At 48.7% G+C, this 18,438-nt stretch carries 15 protein-coding genes; 11 read left to right on the top strand and 4 right to left on the bottom strand.

Annotated elements, in window-relative coordinates; translation table 11 throughout:
- Positions 1–19: 19 nt before the first annotated feature.
- Positions 20–871 carry a helix-turn-helix domain-containing protein gene (locus MKO97_RS12900; RefSeq protein ID WP_241103624.1) on the bottom strand — a complete coding sequence of 284 codons (852 nt, stop codon included), beginning with the start codon at positions 869–871 and terminating at the stop codon, positions 20–22.
- Between the two features lie 229 nt (positions 872–1,100).
- Between MKO97_RS12900 and MKO97_RS12895 the strand changes: the two genes are divergently transcribed.
- Complete coding sequence (locus tag MKO97_RS12895) at positions 1,101–1,928, top strand: SDR family oxidoreductase (RefSeq protein WP_241103623.1); 828 nt, start codon at positions 1,101–1,103, stop codon at positions 1,926–1,928.
- A 63-nt stretch (positions 1,929–1,991) separates the two neighbouring features.
- Positions 1,992–2,648, top strand: coding sequence for a fructose-6-phosphate aldolase (gene fsa / locus MKO97_RS12890; RefSeq protein ID WP_241103622.1), 657 nt, complete (start codon positions 1,992–1,994; stop codon positions 2,646–2,648).
- A gap of 346 nt (positions 2,649–2,994) precedes the next feature.
- Here fsa and MKO97_RS12885 read toward each other — a convergent pair whose 3' ends face one another.
- Positions 2,995–4,389: a thioredoxin family protein gene (locus tag MKO97_RS12885; RefSeq protein ID WP_241103621.1), complete on the bottom strand. Its 1,395-nt coding sequence runs from the start codon at positions 4,387–4,389 to the stop codon at positions 2,995–2,997.
- A gap of 158 nt (positions 4,390–4,547) precedes the next feature.
- On the opposite strand from MKO97_RS12885, the gene MKO97_RS12880 reads away from it, so the two are divergent.
- Positions 4,548–6,170, top strand: a complete 1,623-nt coding sequence (locus tag MKO97_RS12880; RefSeq protein ID WP_241103620.1) for an ABC-F family ATP-binding cassette domain-containing protein — start codon at positions 4,548–4,550, stop codon at positions 6,168–6,170.
- Between the two features lie 490 nt (positions 6,171–6,660).
- Here MKO97_RS12880 and MKO97_RS12875 read toward each other — a convergent pair whose 3' ends face one another.
- Together MKO97_RS12875 and MKO97_RS12870 are read right to left on the bottom strand one after the other, a co-directional pair.
- Positions 6,661–6,828 carry a phosphatidate cytidylyltransferase gene (locus tag MKO97_RS12875; protein WP_241103619.1) on the bottom strand — a complete coding sequence of 56 codons (168 nt, stop codon included), beginning with the start codon at positions 6,826–6,828 and terminating at the stop codon, positions 6,661–6,663.
- Between the two features lie 68 nt (positions 6,829–6,896).
- Complete coding sequence (locus MKO97_RS12870) at positions 6,897–8,846, bottom strand: sensor histidine kinase (RefSeq protein WP_241103618.1); 1,950 nt, start codon at positions 8,844–8,846, stop codon at positions 6,897–6,899.
- Positions 8,847–8,975: 129 nt separating this feature from the next.
- Between MKO97_RS12870 and pyrR the strand changes: the two genes are divergently transcribed.
- From pyrR to ppk1, 8 genes are all read left to right on the top strand, one after another.
- Positions 8,976–9,533, top strand: coding sequence for a bifunctional pyr operon transcriptional regulator/uracil phosphoribosyltransferase PyrR (pyrR, locus tag MKO97_RS12865; RefSeq protein WP_241103617.1), 558 nt, complete (start codon positions 8,976–8,978; stop codon positions 9,531–9,533).
- Positions 9,533–10,459, top strand: a complete 927-nt coding sequence (locus MKO97_RS12860) for an aspartate carbamoyltransferase catalytic subunit (protein WP_241103616.1) — start codon at positions 9,533–9,535, stop codon at positions 10,457–10,459. The genes pyrR and MKO97_RS12860 overlap by 1 nt, the downstream gene beginning before the upstream one ends.
- Before the next feature lie 17 nt (positions 10,460–10,476).
- Positions 10,477–10,809: a ribonuclease Z gene (locus MKO97_RS12855; RefSeq protein WP_241103615.1), complete on the top strand. Its 333-nt coding sequence runs from the start codon at positions 10,477–10,479 to the stop codon at positions 10,807–10,809.
- The gene (locus MKO97_RS12850; RefSeq protein WP_241103614.1) at positions 10,809–11,714 is read left to right on the top strand and encodes a ribonuclease Z; all 906 of its coding nucleotides are present in this window, start codon (positions 10,809–10,811) and stop codon (positions 11,712–11,714) included. The genes MKO97_RS12855 and MKO97_RS12850 overlap by 1 nt, the downstream gene beginning before the upstream one ends.
- A gap of 277 nt (positions 11,715–11,991) precedes the next feature.
- A complete protein-coding gene (locus MKO97_RS12845; RefSeq protein ID WP_241103613.1) occupies positions 11,992–14,880 on the top strand; it encodes an SIR2 family protein in 2,889 nt (962 codons plus the stop codon).
- Positions 14,881–15,088: 208 nt separating this feature from the next.
- Entirely contained in the window at positions 15,089–15,727 is a 639-nt protein-coding gene (pdxH, locus tag MKO97_RS12840; RefSeq protein ID WP_241103612.1) for a pyridoxamine 5'-phosphate oxidase, read from the top strand.
- A gap of 72 nt (positions 15,728–15,799) precedes the next feature.
- Positions 15,800–16,291, top strand: a complete 492-nt coding sequence (locus MKO97_RS12835; protein WP_241103611.1) for a histidine phosphatase family protein — start codon at positions 15,800–15,802, stop codon at positions 16,289–16,291.
- Positions 16,288–18,429 (top strand): polyphosphate kinase 1, encoded by a 2,142-nt coding sequence (gene ppk1 / locus MKO97_RS12830; RefSeq protein ID WP_241103610.1) that lies wholly within the window; start codon positions 16,288–16,290, stop codon positions 18,427–18,429. Before MKO97_RS12835 ends, ppk1 begins: the two co-directional genes overlap by 4 nt.
- Positions 18,430–18,438 lie beyond the last annotated feature (9 nt).

Here is an 18,438-nt window from a genome sequence, read left to right as displayed (position 1 = left end):
CCTTCAAACGAAAAGGTTGTCAAAAATTGCGAATTGCGGAGGGCGGCACGCCAAACTTGTTACGGAAGGCTTTGCTGAACGCGCATTTGTCGGCAAACCCTGAGCGATGCGCCGCTTCCGATGCGGAAATACCGTCAAGAAGAAGGGCATGCGCGAATTCAAGTCGGCAACGCAAAACGTATTGGTAGGGCGTCACATTCCATACTTTCTTGAAAAGCCGTATGAAATGGTATTCGGAAAGTTTAGCCTCGGACGCAATCGCAGCGATTCCGATGTCTTCCGTAAAATGATGGTCGATGAAATGACGGGCGTCCCGGATAAAGTCAAACAGCCGGCGGGAGGTTTCGTTTCGAACACTCTCAAGACTGCAGAACTGACGGAACAATTGTGCATGGTCTTTGACGATGCATTCCCCGATCGAGTAAAAAATGTCGTCGCCCAACAGCCGTGTACCGTCGCTCAGTGCATCAAAGTGCCGTTCGATTTGTTGGATGACATACCCCAGATGGGTGTGATGGGCTTTGTAGCGGTTGACCATCCCTTCCTGCTCAAACAGGAACGAGCGGAAATTGTCGTTATCGCCGTATTGGTAGGCGATGATTTCCTGTAATTTTTGGGTATCGATGTCGATGCATACGCCGGATACGGGCTTCGGACTGTCAATCAGGATATGCGCGTTGGAGGTGGTATTCCCTATAATGTAGTCGCCTTCCCGCACTTCATACCGGCGCCCGTCGATTTGGTACCACTCTGATCCCTGCACCACGTACTTGGCGGAAAAAGCCTTGAAGGTGGCGGATCCGTCGAATTGTGAAACCCGCGACAAGCGGATCTCATTTCCAAGGCCATCACTTACTACCGGTTTGTGCATCGTTGCGTTTTTTGAAGGGGTTAGACGGACTTATTTCAAATATATTACATCTTTGTTACAGAAAACGTGTCTTTCACCTCAAGCCGGTTTTTCTAACTTCGATTTTTTAAAAGGCAACCAAAACTTCTCCGAACTTTGATTTGCCCGGAAGGAGCCGAATCCGCCCATTATCTCATTGCTTCGCCAATAGGCTTTCGCCTCGTGCCGCTAATTCCCTAATTTTACACCCATGAAAGTCATTCTCATCACCGGAGCTTCCTCCGGATTGGGTAAAGCCGTTGGCGATTACCTCACATCACGCGGGCACACGGTCTACGGCACCAGCCGCCAGCCCTCGTCGATTACCGATTCTCGTTTCCCATTAGTGCCACTCGACCTGAACCGGCCCGAAACAATTGCCGCCTGTGTGGCGTCGGTCATCGAAAAAGCCGGACGCATCGATGTGTTGGTCAACAACGCCGGAGTCGGCATCCTCGGGCCATTGGAAGAAATTCCGTCGGACGCCCTTCGTGCGCATTTCGAAACCAATCTTTTCGGGCCTATTGACGTGATAAAGGCGGTGCTGCCGCATATGCGAAACAAGCGTTCCGGACTCATCATCAATATCACCTCGATTGCAGGTTATATGGGACTCCCGTTCCGCGGACCGTACTCGGCTTCCAAAGGGGCCTTCGAACTTATTTCGGAAGCGCTTCGGATGGAGGTGAAGCCTTTTGGTATCGAGGTATGCAACCTGGCCCCGGGAGAATTCGCCACAGACATCGCCTCCCGACGCTACAACACGGCGCTTCAGCCGGATTCCGCCTATGCCGAAACCTATGGTCGCACGGTGGCGCTCGTCAACCAACACGTGAGCGGCGGAAATGACCCGATCATGGTGGCGCATACCATCGAGAAAATCATGGAGACGCGCCAGCCTGCCGTACACTATAAAGTCGGGCCGTTCCTGTCGCGGTTTTCGATTGTGTTGAAACGACTGCTTCCCGACAGGATGTACGAGCGTATGCTGATGAAACATTACCAACTAGAACTTCCAACAGGCCGCAAAAAAGCGTAATTTCGCGCCGGTAACCTGCGTATTGCGCGGGTAGTCCTTCTGAAACAACATAATCCAGATACCATGAAATTTTTCATTGACACCGCAAACCTGAACGATATCCGCGAGGCACAGGCACTCGGCGTGCTCGACGGCGTGACGACCAACCCTTCGCTGATGGCAAAGGAAGGCATCACCGGAAAGAACAACATCCTCAAACACTATGTCGACATCTGCAACATCGTCGACGGCGACGTAAGTGCCGAGGTTATTGCCACCGATTTCGATGGCATGATACGCGAAGGAGAAGAGCTGGCTGACCTGCACGAACAAATCGTGGTGAAACTGCCGCTGACCAAAGACGGTATCAAGGCATGCAAGTATTTCTCTGAGAAAGGCATCAAAACCAACGTAACCCTGGTGTTCTCCGCCGGACAAGCCTTACTGGCGGCCAAAGCGGGTGCCACCTACGTGTCTCCGTTCATCGGACGCCTCGACGACGTGTCGACCGACGGCCTGATGCTTATCGAAGAGATTCGCGAGATCTATGACAACTACGGCTTCGAAACCCAGATATTGGCCGCTTCCGTACGCCACACGATGCACATCGTCAACTGCGCCAAAATCGGTGCTGACGTCATGACCGGTCCGCTTTCTGCGATGCTGGGCCTACTCAAACATCCGCTTACGGATATTGGTTTGGCGCAGTTTATTGCGGATTACCAAAAGGGGAATAATTAGCGAATGTGGGAATTAGCTAATTAGCGAATGAAAGTTTCTGCACCAGAAATAAGAACCCGGCGTTTTGTCGGGTTTTTTGTTGGAAGAAGGTGATGAGCAGATGTGTAAATTAGAGCTGCGAGGCGATAGCCTACTAGCGAAGCAATGCCAACAGTGACGGTTCGAGCTGCGTGATTTTCCTGATTAGGAGATAGACCGTGTTCACGATCTCTATGACACTTAATTGCGAAGTGACAGTAAGTGGCGAAGAACTATAAATAGCAATCTAGACGGCGTTTAAACTGAAAGAAGAAAGTACTTTCCCATAAGCGCAATTCGCTAATTCCCACATTCGCTAATTCGCTAATTACTTCAGCTTCTGCTCAAAATACGCATCAAACAAACTCACAAACGCATTGTCAATAGTGCCATCACCCCTGATGATCATCGTGCGGTGGATTTTGGTGATGACCCATTTGTCTTTTAGGTCGTGAAAGTCGGTCGCGCGCAGTTCGGTGATGCCGTCGAATTTGTAGTTCAGGAGGCTTTGCGTCCATTTTCCCTGATCGTTGTCGACATTGACGGCGATGAAGTCATAGGCAGGGAATTTCTTCTTCAACTCCAACGCTTTTTTGTGGGCGGCCAATAAGTGCGACTCCCGGTTCTTGGTCCAGAAGAACAGCACCGTCGGACGTTTGATGACGGTGTTGATATCGACGGCCTTGCCCTCAGCATCCACCAGCGATACAGGCGGCAGTTTTCCCCCGGGATTCAAGGCTTGTATGGCCTTGCCGATGCGCAGTATTTCGTTGTGCTGGCTCTTGTCGGTCGACAGTTGGTAATACTTATCCAGAAACCGTTTGTTGTTGGTCATGTTCTGGTCTTCGAGCAAATACATGAACGCGATGTTGTTCAACACCGTATTTTTTATTTTCTGGTTCCGGAAGAGCGTATCGGCAATCGTCAGTTTCGTCACACTGATATCAAGCGGATCCGGTTGTTGTTTTTCGTGCACCATCGCCACATTGTTCAACATATAGGTGAGGTAGTTCACGAAAGGCGAATAGGCGGTGAGTTTCGGATTGTTGAAATCGATCTGCCGGCGGTAGTGGTAATAATCCTTGGGAAGCTTACCTTCCATGTCTTTTGCCAGCCGTTTTTTCTGTACGATCGGATAGATTTCGTATTGAGAATAATGCGGAAAGTCGAGTCCGGCAAGGGCATAGGTATCAAAATCCTCACTCCACCCGATTTTCTGCTTGTGTTGTTCGTAGAACTTTTTCTTGCTTGCATAGGCCGAATCGACATACTTGCGAAACTTCGGTTCCTCCCACGCAAATACATCGAACAGGTGCTGGCGGTCGTGGTCGTTCTTCAGGTATAATTCCATGAGGAAGTTGTTCTTTTCCTCACCGCGTCCGCAGAAAACAATTGATTCATCGAAATCCTGCGCGTTGATCCGCACCATCAGGCTGTCGTTCTTGTCGAAATACACATACTGGTACTCCGGATCGTGCCGGAAACTGTAAAGTCCGGGTGCCAACGAATCAAACTTGAAAAGGAAGGTATTGTCCGGTTTCAGCGGGATGCTGTCCAACACGTCACCGTCTTTGCAGAACAGCACGTAACGGTTGGCCGGATTGGTAACCTCGCCGCCAAACCAGGCCGTATAGTCGTCATTATCAAACTGTTTGTTGCATGACGTCAGGGCAAGTAGTAAGCAGCAGGGGGATAGTAGTTTCAGTACCTTTTGATAGCGCATCGTCTCACGATTGTAGACAAATGTATCCGAATGGATGGGATACGCTTGTTAAAAACGCGTTAAAACTATAGGGGCCAGGCAACCCGTCAGGCGTCTGGTGGGCGTTTCGGTTAAAAAACACTACTTTTGCATCCTGTTTTTCACAATCCACAAAAACGATGCTCACAGTTAACAATCTTTCGGTCCAATTCGGCAAACGTATCCTGTTCGATGAAGTCAATACTACCTTCACGCAAGGCAACTGTTACGGCGTAATCGGGGCGAACGGCGCCGGTAAATCGACCTTCCTTAAAATCCTGGCCGGGGATTTCGATCCGACGTCCGGAAACGTGTTCCTTGAACCGGGTAAGCGGATGTCGGTACTGAACCAGAACCACAATATGTTCGACGAGCATACCGTACTTGAAACGGTGATGATGGGCAACAAAACGCTCTTCGCCGTTAAAAAGGAAATGGACGAGATTTACATGAAACCGGATTTCTCCGACAAGGATTCGGATCGTGTGGGTGAGCTGCAGGTGATTTTTGAGGAAATGAACGGATGGAATGCCGATTCCGATGCCGCAGCCATGCTTTCCAACCTTGGTATTTCGGAAGAGTACCATTACACGATGATGGGCGATCTCGACGGAAAACTCAAAGTACGCGTGCTCCTTGCACAGGCGCTTTTCGGCAATCCGGATGTGTTGATCATGGACGAACCGACGAACGACCTCGACTTTGAAACCATCGGCTGGTTGGAGAACTTCCTGGCGAATTACGATAATACCGTGATCGTCGTATCCCACGACCGTCACTTTCTGGATGCCGTGTGTACGCACATCTCCGACATCGACTTTGGAAAAATCAACCACTATTCAGGCAACTATACCTTCTGGTACGAATCGTCGCAGTTAGCGGCGCGCCAGCGGGCCCAACAGAATAAGAAGGCAGAGGAGAAGAAAGCGGAACTTGAAGAGTTCATCCGCCGTTTCTCGGCCAACGTAGCGAAATCAAAACAGGCGACTTCTCGTAAGAAGATGATCGAAAAGCTGAAAGTCGACGAAATCAAACCGTCGAGCCGTCGCTATCCGGCCATCATCTTTGACCAGGAGCGCGAAGCGGGCGACCAGATCCTGAATATCTCCGGACTTGCCGCATCGGTAGAAGGCGAAGTGCTGTTCCGCAACGTCGACCTGAATATGGCGAAAGGTGATAAAATCGTCTTGTTTTCAAAAGATTCCCGTGCCACCAGCGCGTTCTATGAAATCATCAACGGCAACCAGGCCGCGGATGCCGGAAAGTACGAGTGGGGCATTACCACGACACAGGCCTATTTGCCGGTCGACAACCATAGTTTCTTCGACAACGACCTCACACTGGTTGACTGGTTGCGCCAATGGGCCAAGACAGAAGAAGAACGCGATGAGGTATACATCCGCGGTTTCCTCGGGAAGATGATCTTCTCGGGAGAAGAAGCGCTGAAAACAGCCCGCGTGTTGTCAGGAGGAGAGAAAGTACGTTGTATGCTGTCGCGGATGATGATGCAGCGCGCGAACATCCTCATGCTCGATGAACCGACGAACCACCTTGACCTGGAATCGATTACCGCTTTCAACAATTCCCTCAAGAACTTTAAAGGATCCGTGATCTTCACCACCCATGACCACGAATTCGCCCAAACGGTGGGTAACCGCGTGGTGGAACTGACACCATCAGGCGTCATCGACCGCTACATGACGTTCGACGATTACTTCGAGGATGAGAAAATCCAGGAGTTGCGGAAGAAAATGTACTCGTGAAGTGTTGAGTTTTGGGTTTTGGGTTTTGGGTTTTGAGTGGATCGGTTCCTGGCTGGAAATGTCTTCTTTGATCGAGGCTGATGCGCGGTTACGCAATTAGTGGGAAGCGTTATGAATCTGAGTTCGAAAAACGTTTTTTGTCAGCGTCTGTAGATTTATCAAGATCCGAACTTTCTCAGGTCGGATTCACAAAAACCAAGTAGCGTGGTGTGTTCGAACACCTTTCTATAGTTGATCACTTCCTACTTCTATCGAGCTAACCTGAAATAGAAAGTAAGGTACCCGGCGTGTAAAGCGCGAAGAAGTCCCGACTACAATTTGTCACCATCAACGCTTTATATACGCTTTATATACGCCTTATATACGCTTTATCTAGGCTTTATCCAGGCAATTGACCTATTGCTTCCCAGCGCCCTCGCGCAAGTTGCAACGTTAAACACAAGAATAGTCTAACCCAAAACCCAAAACCCAAAACCCAACACTCAAAACTTCACGACCGCGCTTTCCCAATAATCCAAACGATTAAGGCAATGATGCCCACGACTACGAGAACGCCGACCCAAACGCCGGCTTTGAAGATGCCTTCGGCCAGTTCACAGCCAGAGATAAGTGGCACAGCGGCCAAAAGACATGCAAGGGAAAAATAACGCTTGTTCATATCGGTAGGTTTTTACGATAAAGTTCGCAATACTACTACCGCTTGTCTTACACGATCAAAAGCAAGGTTTACACGTTTTCGGCGGGGAGGTAGATAGTGAACGTCGTGCCCAGTCCTTCCGTGCTGTCGGCCGTCACGATACCGTTGTGGTTGTCGACGATTTTCTTCACGATCGACAGGCCGATGCCGGTTCCCTTGAACTTGCTTTCCTCATGCACACGCTGGAACAACTCAAAAATCCGTTTGCGGTATTGCGGATCGAAGCCGATACCATTATCCGATACGCTGATACAATGGTACCGGCGCTTCGGATCTGTGCCTTCTTCGGGCACTTCCTTTCCGCTCATTAAACTGTTATGGATCTCGATAATGGGCCTACGTTCTGGTGACGAAAACTTCAACGAATTATAGATGAGGTTATTCAGCAACTGCTTGAATTGCGATTCCACTACGAGGATGTCGTCGGCACCGCTTACAATTAACTGTGCCCCCCTTGATTCAAGTTCTTCATGCAGTTCGTTCCGCAGGCTGTCGACCAGTTCCCTGAGGCTATGCCTTTCGGTGGGTACCGATCCGGATTTGAGGCGGGAATAGGCGAGGAGGTCTTGCACCAGGCGCTGGAGTCGGTTGGCGGCTTCCTGCGTTCGGATCATATAATTCTTCGCGTTGTCCGACAGGCTGTCCATTTCATTATCAAGGATACGCGAAATGAAGATTTGTATCTTCCGCAAAGGCTCCTGCAGATCGTGGCTCGAAATATAGGTGAAGGCTTCCAGTTCTTTGTTCAGTTTCGAGAGCCAGCGGTTGGTCTGTTCCAGCGATTCGTTCTGCTGTGAGAGTTTCTCTTCGTTTTCGAGTCGCAATAGCTCCAGCTCCGCCCGTTTGGCTGCAATCTGTAAAATCGAAAGGACGGTATCGGACTGGGTAATCGGTTCGTATTGCATAGCCGAAATGATCCCCACAGGTTGGCCGTCCATCGCATACAAGGCCACGCCTACATACGATTCGGCTTCAAGCATTTTCAACACCAACGAATCAGGGAAGGCCGTCTGACACCCGCTTTCGCAAACGAAATGCCCGTCCCTTAGCGCGACTTCCGAAGGCGATCCTTTGAGTTGGAAGGTGAAGTTATCGACTTTTTGCCCCTGCACGCATACCGCGATCGTCCGAATGTGCGGCTCGCCGTCGTCTTTCATCAGTTTTCCGATCAACACGCTGTCAACCTTTACGACATCCGATATATACTGTGCCAATAGCTGGAAAAACTCATTGTAGAGCTTGTAATCGGAGAATTTTTCGGCTACTTCTTTCAGCAGGCCGCGGTTGATGTGTCCGATCTGCAACTCCCGATGACTGCGTTCAAGTTCTTCCGACGTCTCCTCCAATTGCGATTTCAGCCGTCGCGATCGCTTCGTTTCCTTTGTAAGCAGATAGACACCGATAACGAGTGTCATCAGCGATCCGACTACCAACAACACCACATACAACGGCAGCAGTTTTTCCTGTCGTTTCAACATCTCCATCCGTTCCGTCATCATGCGGTCTTCCTCCGCTGTCATGAGGTCGGTCTGTCCTTTAACCAGCAGGAAGTATTGCCGGGTCGGCCGCCACTGCTTTTCCGTCAGGATGTCCTGCCGTTTTTTAGTCTGGCTTTCGAGGTAGGCGATGCGGCGTTCACTGAAGGCTTCCAGAACATACATATTGTGTTTCTGGTCGGGATAGTCGTGCACTAACGTCTTGATTTTACGCAGTTGCTGCCGGATGGTGTCAACGCCTTCGCGGTAGTGCCGGTAGAATGTGGGGTCGCCACTGTAAACGTAACTCCGGTGGGCGGTGGCGGCATTGGCGAAATCCGACAGCAACCGTTGCAGTTCGAGCTTTACCACAGTAGATCGGTTGATTTGTCGGAGTGACTCCTGCATCCGATAGATGCTCACATACGAGAACACGGAAACGACAAGTAACAGGGTGGTGGCGACCGTGAGTTGGGTAATCGAATACGAGCGTTTGGGGAGCATGCAGGGGAGGATTTGGGAGGGCCTAAACAAATATAGCAAAATCGCCCGGGTATGAAAACGTCGGGGTTGGTAAATCTATTTTCCAGACTGCCGTTTTTTGTGTACTTTTACGCTCCAAACACGCGTCGTATGAGCCAGAAACTCCTGCTCAGCTCGAAAGAGATCCATATCATACTGCATCGTTTGGCCTGCCAGTTGCGCGAAAAACACCTTGATTTTTCCAATAGCGTCCTGATCGGCATCCAACCCCGTGGCGTTTTCCTGGCGGAACGACTCAAGTCCCTTCTTGAAAGTGATTATGGTGTAAAAGCGCCGGCACTGGGTTATCTCGACATCACCTTTTTCCGCGATGATTTTCGCCGAAACGAGAAACCGCTCGAGGCCAACCAGACCCGAATCGATTTCCTGGTCGAGGACAAGAACGTGATTTTCATCGACGATGTGTTGTATACCGGTCGCAGCATCCGGGCCGCCCTCACGGCGATACAGTCATTCGGACGCCCGTCGTCTATCGAATTACTGGTGCTGATCGACCGCCGTTTCAGTCGCGACCTTCCTATCCAACCCGATTACAGAGGGCGACAGGTCGATGCGATCAACGATGAGAAAGTACGTGTCTGCTGGACGTCAAAAGACGGTGAAGACGCGGTATACCTGGTCAACAACAAAACAACTGCAACGACATAATGGCCGAACTCAGTGTACAGCACCTGCTTGGGATCAAATACCTCCAGAAATCCGACATCGACCTGATTTTTGAGACTGCCGACCAATTCAAAGAAGTCATCAACCGGCCGATCAAGAAAGTACCGTCGTTGCGCGACATTACCATCGCCAACATCTTCTTCGAGAACAGTACCCGCACGAAACTCTCGTTCGAACTCGCCCAAAAGCGCCTCTCGGCCGACGTAATCAGTTTCTCGGCGGCGCAGTCCTCAGTGAAAAAAGGCGAAACGCTCATCGATACCGTCAACAACATCCTGTCGATGAAAGTCGATATGGTGGTGATGCGCCACTCGAGTGCCGGTGCCGCCCACTTCCTTTCCCAACACGTAAAAGCCAGCATCGTCAACGCCGGCGACGGAGCGCATGAACATCCGACCCAGGCGTTGCTCGACAGCTATACCATCCGTGAGAAACTGGGTGAGGTAGGAGGGAAGAAGGTCGTCATCGTCGGTGACATCCTGCACTCCCGCGTGGCACTCTCCAATATCTTCGCCCTGCGGATGCTGGGTGCCGAGGTGAAAGTATGTGGTCCGAAGACCCTCATCCCGCGTTATATCGAAAGCCTGGGCGTAGCCGTCGAGCCGAACCTTCGCAAAGCGCTCGAATGGTGCGACGTAGCCAACATGCTGCGGGTGCAGAACGAGCGGATGGATGTGAGCTATTTCCCGTCAACACGCGAGTATAGCCAGCAATACGGACTCGACAAGGCGTTGCTCGATTCATTAAACAAAGAAATCGTGGTCATGCACCCCGGACCGATCAACCGAGGTGTGGAAATTACATCGGATGTGGCGGATTCGCACCAATCGGTGATTCTTGAGCAGGTGGAGAACGGCGTCGCGATCCGGATGGCCGTCATTTACCTGTTGGCCTCCAAAATACACTAGACTTAAAAGTTCACGGCATGCGTTTCGAAACCGAAGGCCCTATCACTATCTTATACAACACAGGGGAACCGCTTGAAGACTTCCTCAACCAACTGACGCAGGAATACCCGTCCTTTGACAAGCAGCATCTAGTGGTCGACCTCACCGACCGGAGTGACATTCGCGTGTCAGAACTCAAAGCCTTCCTGCCCCTGGCGAAAGCGCACCGAAAGGCAAAGAAGACGTTTGTCGTGGTGATTCCCGACGTCGATTTCAACAAAACGCCCGCGCAGTTGCATGTGGTTCCGACGCGGCAGGAAGCGCACGACCTGATCGAGATGGAGGAAATCGAACGCGACCTCGGTTTCTGATGCAACTGACGATCCTGGGGTGTTATGCCGCCACGCCGCGTACGTTCAGCAATCCGACTTCACAGGTGTTGGAAATCAAGAACCGTCTCTTCCTGATTGACTGTGCAGAGGGTACGCAGGTGCAATTGCGCCGGAATAAGATCAAGTTTTCGCGTATCGACCATATCTTCATTTCCCACCTGCACGGCGACCATTTTTTTGGGTTGGTCGGACTTATCTCATCGATGACACTGCTCAACCGCACCGCTGACCTGCATGTGTATGGGCCTAAGGGCATTAAGGAAATCATCCTTTTGCAATTGCGGTATGCCGATTCGTATACCGGATTCGGGCTGTATTTTCATGAACTCGACACCAAAGAATCCCAATTGATTTTTGAGGATGAGAAGGTGACCGTCACGACGATTCCGTTACAGCATCGCGTCTACACCAACGGCTTCCTCTTCAGGGAAAAAATCGGCGACCGCAGGATCAACCCCGAGGCGGTGCAACGATACGGCGTACATACGGCCTATTTACAGAATGTCAAGGATGGCAAGGATGTGACGCTCGACGACGGAACGGTGGTGCCGAACGTGGCGCTTACGTTTGATCCGGTACCGCCCAAGGCCTACGCCTATTGTTCCGATACGGTGTATACCGAAACCTTCGTGGAACTCATACGCGACGTTGATGTGCTCTACCATGAAGCCACCTTCCTCGAAACCGAGGCGGCGCTGGCGGAACGCACCATGCACAGCACCGCAAAGCAAGCCGCTGCGATTGCCCAGAAAGCAGGTGTCGGGCAACTGATCCTTGGCCATTATTCTACTCGCTATGACAACATCGAGCGGTTTAGGGAAGAAGCCTCCGAAGTTTTTCCCAATACGCAGTTGGCGGATGACGGGAAGGTGTTTGATTGGTAGTCAGAAGTTTTCCTGGTAGCGTTTTGCATTCAATACTTGATTCGCATTACATACTATTTCCTTCCAAAAGATCTTCGAGTTAAAGAGTTAATTCATTTTTTCTGCAGAAAGTTTCATAAGCTGGATTTAGTAGAAATGTCAATAGAGAAAGTTGCATTCGAATTGCTCTAGACAAAGTAGTTCTCGGATAATAGAGAAACGTTAGGTGGTTTGACGAAGGTTTCGTAGGTTTGGTAAATAGTAAGCCACTTAAATTACCAGGATACGACATATCAATATGAAAACTATAAAACAAGATTTAATTAATAAAATCAATCAAAAAGAGATCGTAATTTTTGTCGGCGCCGGACTTTCTATTAATGCAGGAATTCCGAATTGGAATGGCCTAGTGGAAACTATTCTTGACGGGATATCCTCAAAAGAGCCTAAAAGTGAAAAGTTTAAAAGTGCTCTAATTGATGAAGTCCTTACACCGATTGAAGTTCTTCAGAAAATTAGCGATTACCGAGACGATGCAATTGCGATTGTTGAGAAAACCTTAAGATCGTATGACAGTTGCACGCCTTTGCGAGTTCATCACCAGATAGGGCAGTTATCTAGCAATCTAATCACGACGAACTATGATAATCTTATCGAGAAAGCACTGCCGAGTTTTGAAGTAATCCCCTATTCCAACAAATACAAAGTAGCAAATCTTTCACACTACGAAAGCTACATTTTTAAAATCCACGGCGATATTCAAGAGCCCGATAAGTTTGTTTTGTTTTCCAAAGAGTATGAAAAGTTGTACTCTGATGGGGAAAAGTCCTCAACTTTTGAATTAAAGAAGATAATTTCCGATAAGTCAATCCTTTTCATTGGATTTGGAATGACGGATCCTTACATATCTTTCGTTTTTGAGTTTATAGAAAAATTATATTCTGGATTTAATCCCGAGCATTATATTATAACAACAGATACGGGAAGGCAGTGGCCAAAAAAAATAAATCCTTTATTTATAGAAGATTACGGCGAACTTGAACCATTCTTAGATACTCTAATTGCCGAAAGGAAAAATGCAGTGGAGACGCAGGTCGAGATAAAAAAAGACATAGAATCAAAGTCTGATTTGAATATCTTGAGTATCTCTTCAGCTAACGATTATGACTCTCCACCAGTTAATAAGTTTTGGGTTGGGCGAGAAAAAGAGCTGAAAAGTATTGATACTTCCTTTTTTAAAATTGTTTTCATCACGGGTATTGGGGGGCAGGGAAAATCGGCGCTAGCTTCCCACTATATTAGAAATTATTTTGATACCGAAACCTATGAGTTCGCTGACTGGCGAGATTTCAAAGAGGAGGCAAATCGTTTTCAAACCAAGCTTATTTCTATTATAAAACGATTAGAGCCGGAAATTAAAATCAATTTTGAATCTCTTAATAACAATGATTTAGTAGACACATTTTTCCATGTATTAGGAGAGAGAAAAATCATTTTCGTTTTTGATAATATTGACAATTATATTGATTTGGTCTCTTTCGTTCCAAGCGGAAGTTTCGGGTATTTTTATGAACAGATTGTCAGCCGGAACCACAAGTCACGATTTATTTTCACCTGCCGGCCCTTCATAAGAGAGGCAACCATAGATTTTTATCAGATAAAGCTAACAGGCATATCAGAAAGCGAGTGTGTTAGTCTATTTAAGCATTATCAAATTGGAGTTGGTAAAGACAGTTTGGAAAATCTAGCACATCGAGCGCATAAACTTACTAAAGGGCATCCTCTTTGGCTAAATCTTATAGCAGGCCAAGCTGTAAGGGGCATAAATACAGTTAACGAATTTATGACGGAAATTGAGGGGAAAACAACATTTAAGGAGGATAACTTTTCTTCAATTCTTTCTGAGAAAATTCTCACCGCAGTATGGCAGACACTGAATGACAAGCAGAAAAATGTTATTCGAGGAATTGCCGAAACCGTTCGGCCAGAAACTGAGGAGAATTTGAAAGTTATTTTAGACAGTGAAATAAAGCCTAATCAATTCCATAGATCTATTAGAACTTTAAAAAACCTTCATTTAATTGAAACTTTAAAAGATGGAGAAATAGAACTCCACCCCTTAGTTAAGGAGTTTGTTTTGACTAAGTATCCAAAAACGGAACGAGTTAGATTTATAACGCTTTTTGTTAAATATTATGATCAGTTTATTTACATTCTAAAACCAAGGCTTAATTCGAAACTTTCTCTACAAGAGTTTCAAAATTGGACTTTAAAAATTGAGCTTCAAATTAATCAGGGAGATTTAAAGCCCGCGCTGGTCGCTTTAGAAGAAGTTTCGTACTCTATTTTGAGCGCTGGATACTCGGAAGAATACGCAAGGGTCGCTCACCGTTTATTTGACTCTCTGAACTGGGAGGCGGCCATATCAGATGAGTATCCATATTTTCATTCACAATTAAACAGGCTTACTTCAAATTTGACTCAAATGGGTAACTTTTCTGAGGCAGAAATTTTACTTGAAAAGTACAAGAAGCTAATTCCTGGAAAAAGCGTACATTATCTCGCATACTGTAGCGAAAAGGTTTATTCATATTGGTATCAGGGAAGATTCAGTGAAGCCATTGAAATGGGCGAAGAGGGCGTGGCACTACTCGAAGAGTCAAGTCTAGCCGATAGCTATAGTTTGCGACATAATCTGGCTCTTGCACATAGAGATTCTAAAGTAAATGAAAGTGTCCATAAAGCTCTGCATTACTTTTCGAATGGACAAAATATAGACTCACTGGTTGAGCATCAGTTAATCAAGGAATTTGGTGGAGCCTATTATGGAAATATCGGGAAATGTCTAGAGTATTTGGGAGAGCGGGAAAAGGCCTTGGTATTTTACTACTATTCGCTAAAACTATTGATGAACGAGGATCACATAAATACTATTTTAAATGTGGGATATGCGTGCCTTTGGATAGCTAGCATACTCTCAGATAACTCCGACGAGGAAAATGCATTATATTTCCTAAGATATGGTAAAATAAGTTGGGATAAGACATCGCCACCTAGAAGCAGTGAACTGACGAAAAGATGGAACGAAATACAATCGAAGGATAGCCTAAAGAGCCGAATCGAATCATTTTCGGAATGGAAAATTCAAAACCACTGCTCTAACCATATAGCTAGCAAGATAGTATGAGTTACCGCTTCATAACTGGTTGTTGTTCATTTCTAAATAGATTATTTCTTTGATCACTAAGTCACATTCACCAGCTATAATTGTTTCGCGTGCGGAAAATAAAATTATCCATTATTAGCCGTCCACTCTTCATGGTTCATCGTACATTGTTCATCGTTAATTGTCCATTGTTCATTGTCAACTATCTTTACACTAAAATCCCATTACCATGAAAGATCTTCGGGACTACCGGAAATCCTACGACCAGTTCGAACTGATCGAAGACCGCCTGCCGTCTGATCCCATGCCGTTGTTTGAGGCGTGGTTTGACGAGGCCGATGCCGCGCGGGCAGGTGAAGCGAATGCCATGACGTTGTCAACCGTATCACAAGACGGGCATCCTTCAGGGCGGATCGTGTTATTAAAAGAATTCAATCCGGACGGGTTCGTTTTCTTCACCAACTATGCGTCCGACAAAGGACAGGATATCGCACAGAACCCCAACGTAAGCCTTTCGTTCTTCTGGCAGCAGCAGGAGCGGCAGGTGATCATTAAAGGAACGGCTGAAAAATTGCCTGCCGCCGATTCGGAAGCCTATTTTGCCTCGCGTCCGTTTGGCAGCCAATTGGGTGCCTGGGCGTCGCGACAAAGTGAAGCGGTACCGGGGAGGCAGGTGTTGGAAGAGCGTCTTTCCCAACTGGAAGCCGAATACGAAGGCAAGACTGTGCCGCGGCCTGAGCATTGGGGCGGGTATTTGGTGCGTCCGGTTTCAATCGAGTTCTGGCAGGGCCGCCCGAATCGCCTGCACGACCGCATCCGGTATGTGCGCGCCGCATCCGGTTGGACATCGGGTCGTCTGTCCCCATAAGGGTAATTCCACTAAAAACATCCTCGTCCTTCCAACAGAAAACCCTAATTTTAGGGGCCGAAACCTGTTGCAATGAAACAACTGCTCTTAATCCGTCATGCGAAATCCGACTGGAGCGCCGGGCAATCCGACCGCGAGCGTCCGTTGAACGACCGTGGCAAACGTACGGTATACGGTATGGCGGCCTTAGTGCGCGACCGCATCCCGGAGGGAACGGTTGTATGGAGCAGTCCGGCCCGCCGTGCGCTCACCACAGCCCGTCTCTTTGCCGCAACGTTGGGGTGGGAGGAAAAACGCATACAGGTAAAAGAAGACCTTTATACCTTTGACGACAGCGAGTTGGAAAGCGCCATTTCCGAATGTCCGGATGAGGTAGAGAGCTTACTGGTTTTCGGACATAACGAAGCGATCACCGACCTGGTCAATACCTTCGGCGACCGGTTGATCGTCAACGTCCCGACCGCCGGTTTCGTGCACCTTGAACTGCCCATCACCGACTGGGGCCTGCTTCGTAAAGGGCGCACTATTACGACTATTTTCCCCAAAGAACACGACATCACATGATACCTGAGAATCAGTACATCGACCGGGAAAAAAGCTGGTTGGCTTTTAACGCCCGGGTATTACAGGAGGCCGGAGACGAAAACGTGCCCCTGTTAGACCGCCTTCGTTTTCTGGGCATCTTTTCCAATAATTCCGACGAGTTTTTCCGGGTGCGGTATTCGGCCGTACGCCGCCTTGCCATTTCGGGCATTGCCGGAGAGAAACTCCTCGGCGGCTCGACTTCCTTCCAACTTTTGAAAGACATCACGACGACCGCCATCCGGCAGCAATCAGAGAGTCTTCGCATCCTGAGCGTCATCGAGCGCGAACTCGAGAAAGAGAACATCTTCATGGTCGACGAGACCGAGTTGTCGGAAGAGCAGGAAGCCTTCATCCGCGAATTTTTCATACAGAAGGTGAGTCCGGCGCTCGTTACCATCATCCTCAACGACCTGGCCGAATTTCCGTTGTTGAAAGACACTTCCGGTTATCTGGCCGTCAAAATGGTGTTGAAAGCGACCGAAAAACCGTCGTTGCTGGGTTTCCGCAAGACGAAAGCGGAAGTGCGATATGCCGTCATCGAAATTCCAACCACCATCAACCGCTTTGTCGTATTGCCACCGGCCGACGGCAAGCAGTTCGTGATGTTGTTGGATGACGTCATCCGCTACCACCTCGACAGTATCTTCAACATCTTCGAGTATGAAAGCATCTCGGCCCACATGATCAAGATCACGCGCGATGCGCAGCTCGAGATCGACAGTGACCTGAGCAAGAGCATGATGGAAAAGATCGCCGACAGCGTCAAGGAACGCCGGATCGGGGATGTGGTGCGGTTTGTATACGACCAATCGATGGACAAGGATACGCTGCATTTTTTCCTGCAGAAGATGCACATCGAATCGACCGATAGTATCATCCCGGGCGGACGCTACCACAACCGCCGCGATTATATGGATTTCCCGAACCTCGGGCGCTATGACCTGTTATATAAGGCCAATCCGCCGTTGCCCGTTCCCGGACTCACGCTCGAAGGAAGCATCCTGCAGCGCATCCGCGAACGCGACTATATCATGAACGCGCCGTATCAGTCGTTTTCCTACCTGATCAAATTCCTTCGGGAGGCCGCACTCGATCCGCAGGTGGTATCCATCAAAATCACCTTGTACCGACTGGCAAAGAATTCACAGGTCATCAGTTCCCTCATCAACGCGGCGAAGAACGGGAAGAAAGTGGTGGTGCAGATCGAGCTACAGGCCCGTTTTGACGAGGCGACCAACATCTCGTATTCCGAGCAGATGCAGCAGGAAGGCATCCAGTTGATATTTGGTATCAAGGGACTGAAAGTGCACAGTAAGGTCTGTATGATCGAGCGGATGGAGAAAGGAAAAGTGCGGCGTTACGGTTTTATCTCGACCGGAAATTTCAACGAATCGACCGCGCGGGTCTATACGGATGTGACGCTGTTTACGGCCCATCAGTCAATCCTGAAAGACGTGTCGAAAGTGTTTGATTTCTTTGAAGTGAACTACCGTCTCCACCGTTATAAGCACCTGATCGTGTCGCCGCATTACACCCGCACGCGTATCTATCGACTGATCGAGAAGGAAATCATGTTTGCCAAGCTGGGCAAACCCGCCTATATGAAGCTGAAGATGAACAGCCTGGGCGATATCAAAATGATTGACAAGCTGTATGAGGCGAGTCGGGCTGGAGTGAAGATACAGTTGCAGATACGCGGGATATGTTCGCTGATTCCGGGTGTGAAGGGCATGAGTGAGAATATCGAAGCGATCAGTATCGTTGACAACTACCTCGAGCATTCGCGGGTGTTCATCTTTGCCAACGGCGGCGATCCGGAAGTATTTATTTCATCGGCCGACTTCCTGACGCGCAACCTCGACGGAAGGGTAGAGGTTACCTGTCCGATTTACGACCCGATCATCAAGAAAGAACTCATCGGTAATTTCGATACGGGTTGGAAAGGAAACGTAAAGGCACGTCTCCATTCGGATAAACTCGACAACAAATACCGGCCACGGGGCAGCAATGCGGTGTTCCGTGCGCAACTCGAAACCTACCGCTATTACCAACACCTGCTGGAAGAGTATGAAGCCCAAAAGGCGGCGAAGGCTCCGCAGGATACCATCGAAAAATAGGAAACACCA

It is taken from the genome of Flavobacterium sp. HJ-32-4 (assembly GCF_022532105.1).
Lineage (GTDB): Bacteria > Bacteroidota > Bacteroidia > Flavobacteriales > Flavobacteriaceae > Flavobacterium.
This window is presented reverse-complemented; position numbering and strand designations above follow the sequence as displayed.

Coding starts and splice junctions, on each gene's coding strand:
- MKO97_RS12900 (WP_241103624.1), bottom strand. CDS start 871: ATGCACAAACCGGTAGTAAGTGATGGCCTTGGAAATGAGATCCGCTTG.
- MKO97_RS12895 (WP_241103623.1), top strand. CDS start 1,101: ATGAAAGTCATTCTCATCACCGGAGCTTCCTCCGGATTGGGTAAAGCC.
- fsa (WP_241103622.1), top strand. CDS start 1,992: ATGAAATTTTTCATTGACACCGCAAACCTGAACGATATCCGCGAGGCA.
- MKO97_RS12885 (WP_241103621.1), bottom strand. CDS start 4,389: ATGCGCTATCAAAAGGTACTGAAACTACTATCCCCCTGCTGCTTACTA.
- MKO97_RS12880 (WP_241103620.1), top strand. CDS start 4,548: ATGCTCACAGTTAACAATCTTTCGGTCCAATTCGGCAAACGTATCCTG.
- MKO97_RS12875 (WP_241103619.1), bottom strand. CDS start 6,828: ATGAACAAGCGTTATTTTTCCCTTGCATGTCTTTTGGCCGCTGTGCCA.
- MKO97_RS12870 (WP_241103618.1), bottom strand. CDS start 8,846: ATGCTCCCCAAACGCTCGTATTCGATTACCCAACTCACGGTCGCCACC.
- pyrR (WP_241103617.1), top strand. CDS start 8,976: ATGAGCCAGAAACTCCTGCTCAGCTCGAAAGAGATCCATATCATACTG.
- MKO97_RS12860 (WP_241103616.1), top strand. CDS start 9,533: ATGGCCGAACTCAGTGTACAGCACCTGCTTGGGATCAAATACCTCCAG.
- MKO97_RS12855 (WP_241103615.1), top strand. CDS start 10,477: ATGCGTTTCGAAACCGAAGGCCCTATCACTATCTTATACAACACAGGG.
- MKO97_RS12850 (WP_241103614.1), top strand. CDS start 10,809: ATGCAACTGACGATCCTGGGGTGTTATGCCGCCACGCCGCGTACGTTC.
- MKO97_RS12845 (WP_241103613.1), top strand. CDS start 11,992: ATGAAAACTATAAAACAAGATTTAATTAATAAAATCAATCAAAAAGAG.
- pdxH (WP_241103612.1), top strand. CDS start 15,089: ATGAAAGATCTTCGGGACTACCGGAAATCCTACGACCAGTTCGAACTG.
- MKO97_RS12835 (WP_241103611.1), top strand. CDS start 15,800: ATGAAACAACTGCTCTTAATCCGTCATGCGAAATCCGACTGGAGCGCC.
- ppk1 (WP_241103610.1), top strand. CDS start 16,288: ATGATACCTGAGAATCAGTACATCGACCGGGAAAAAAGCTGGTTGGCT.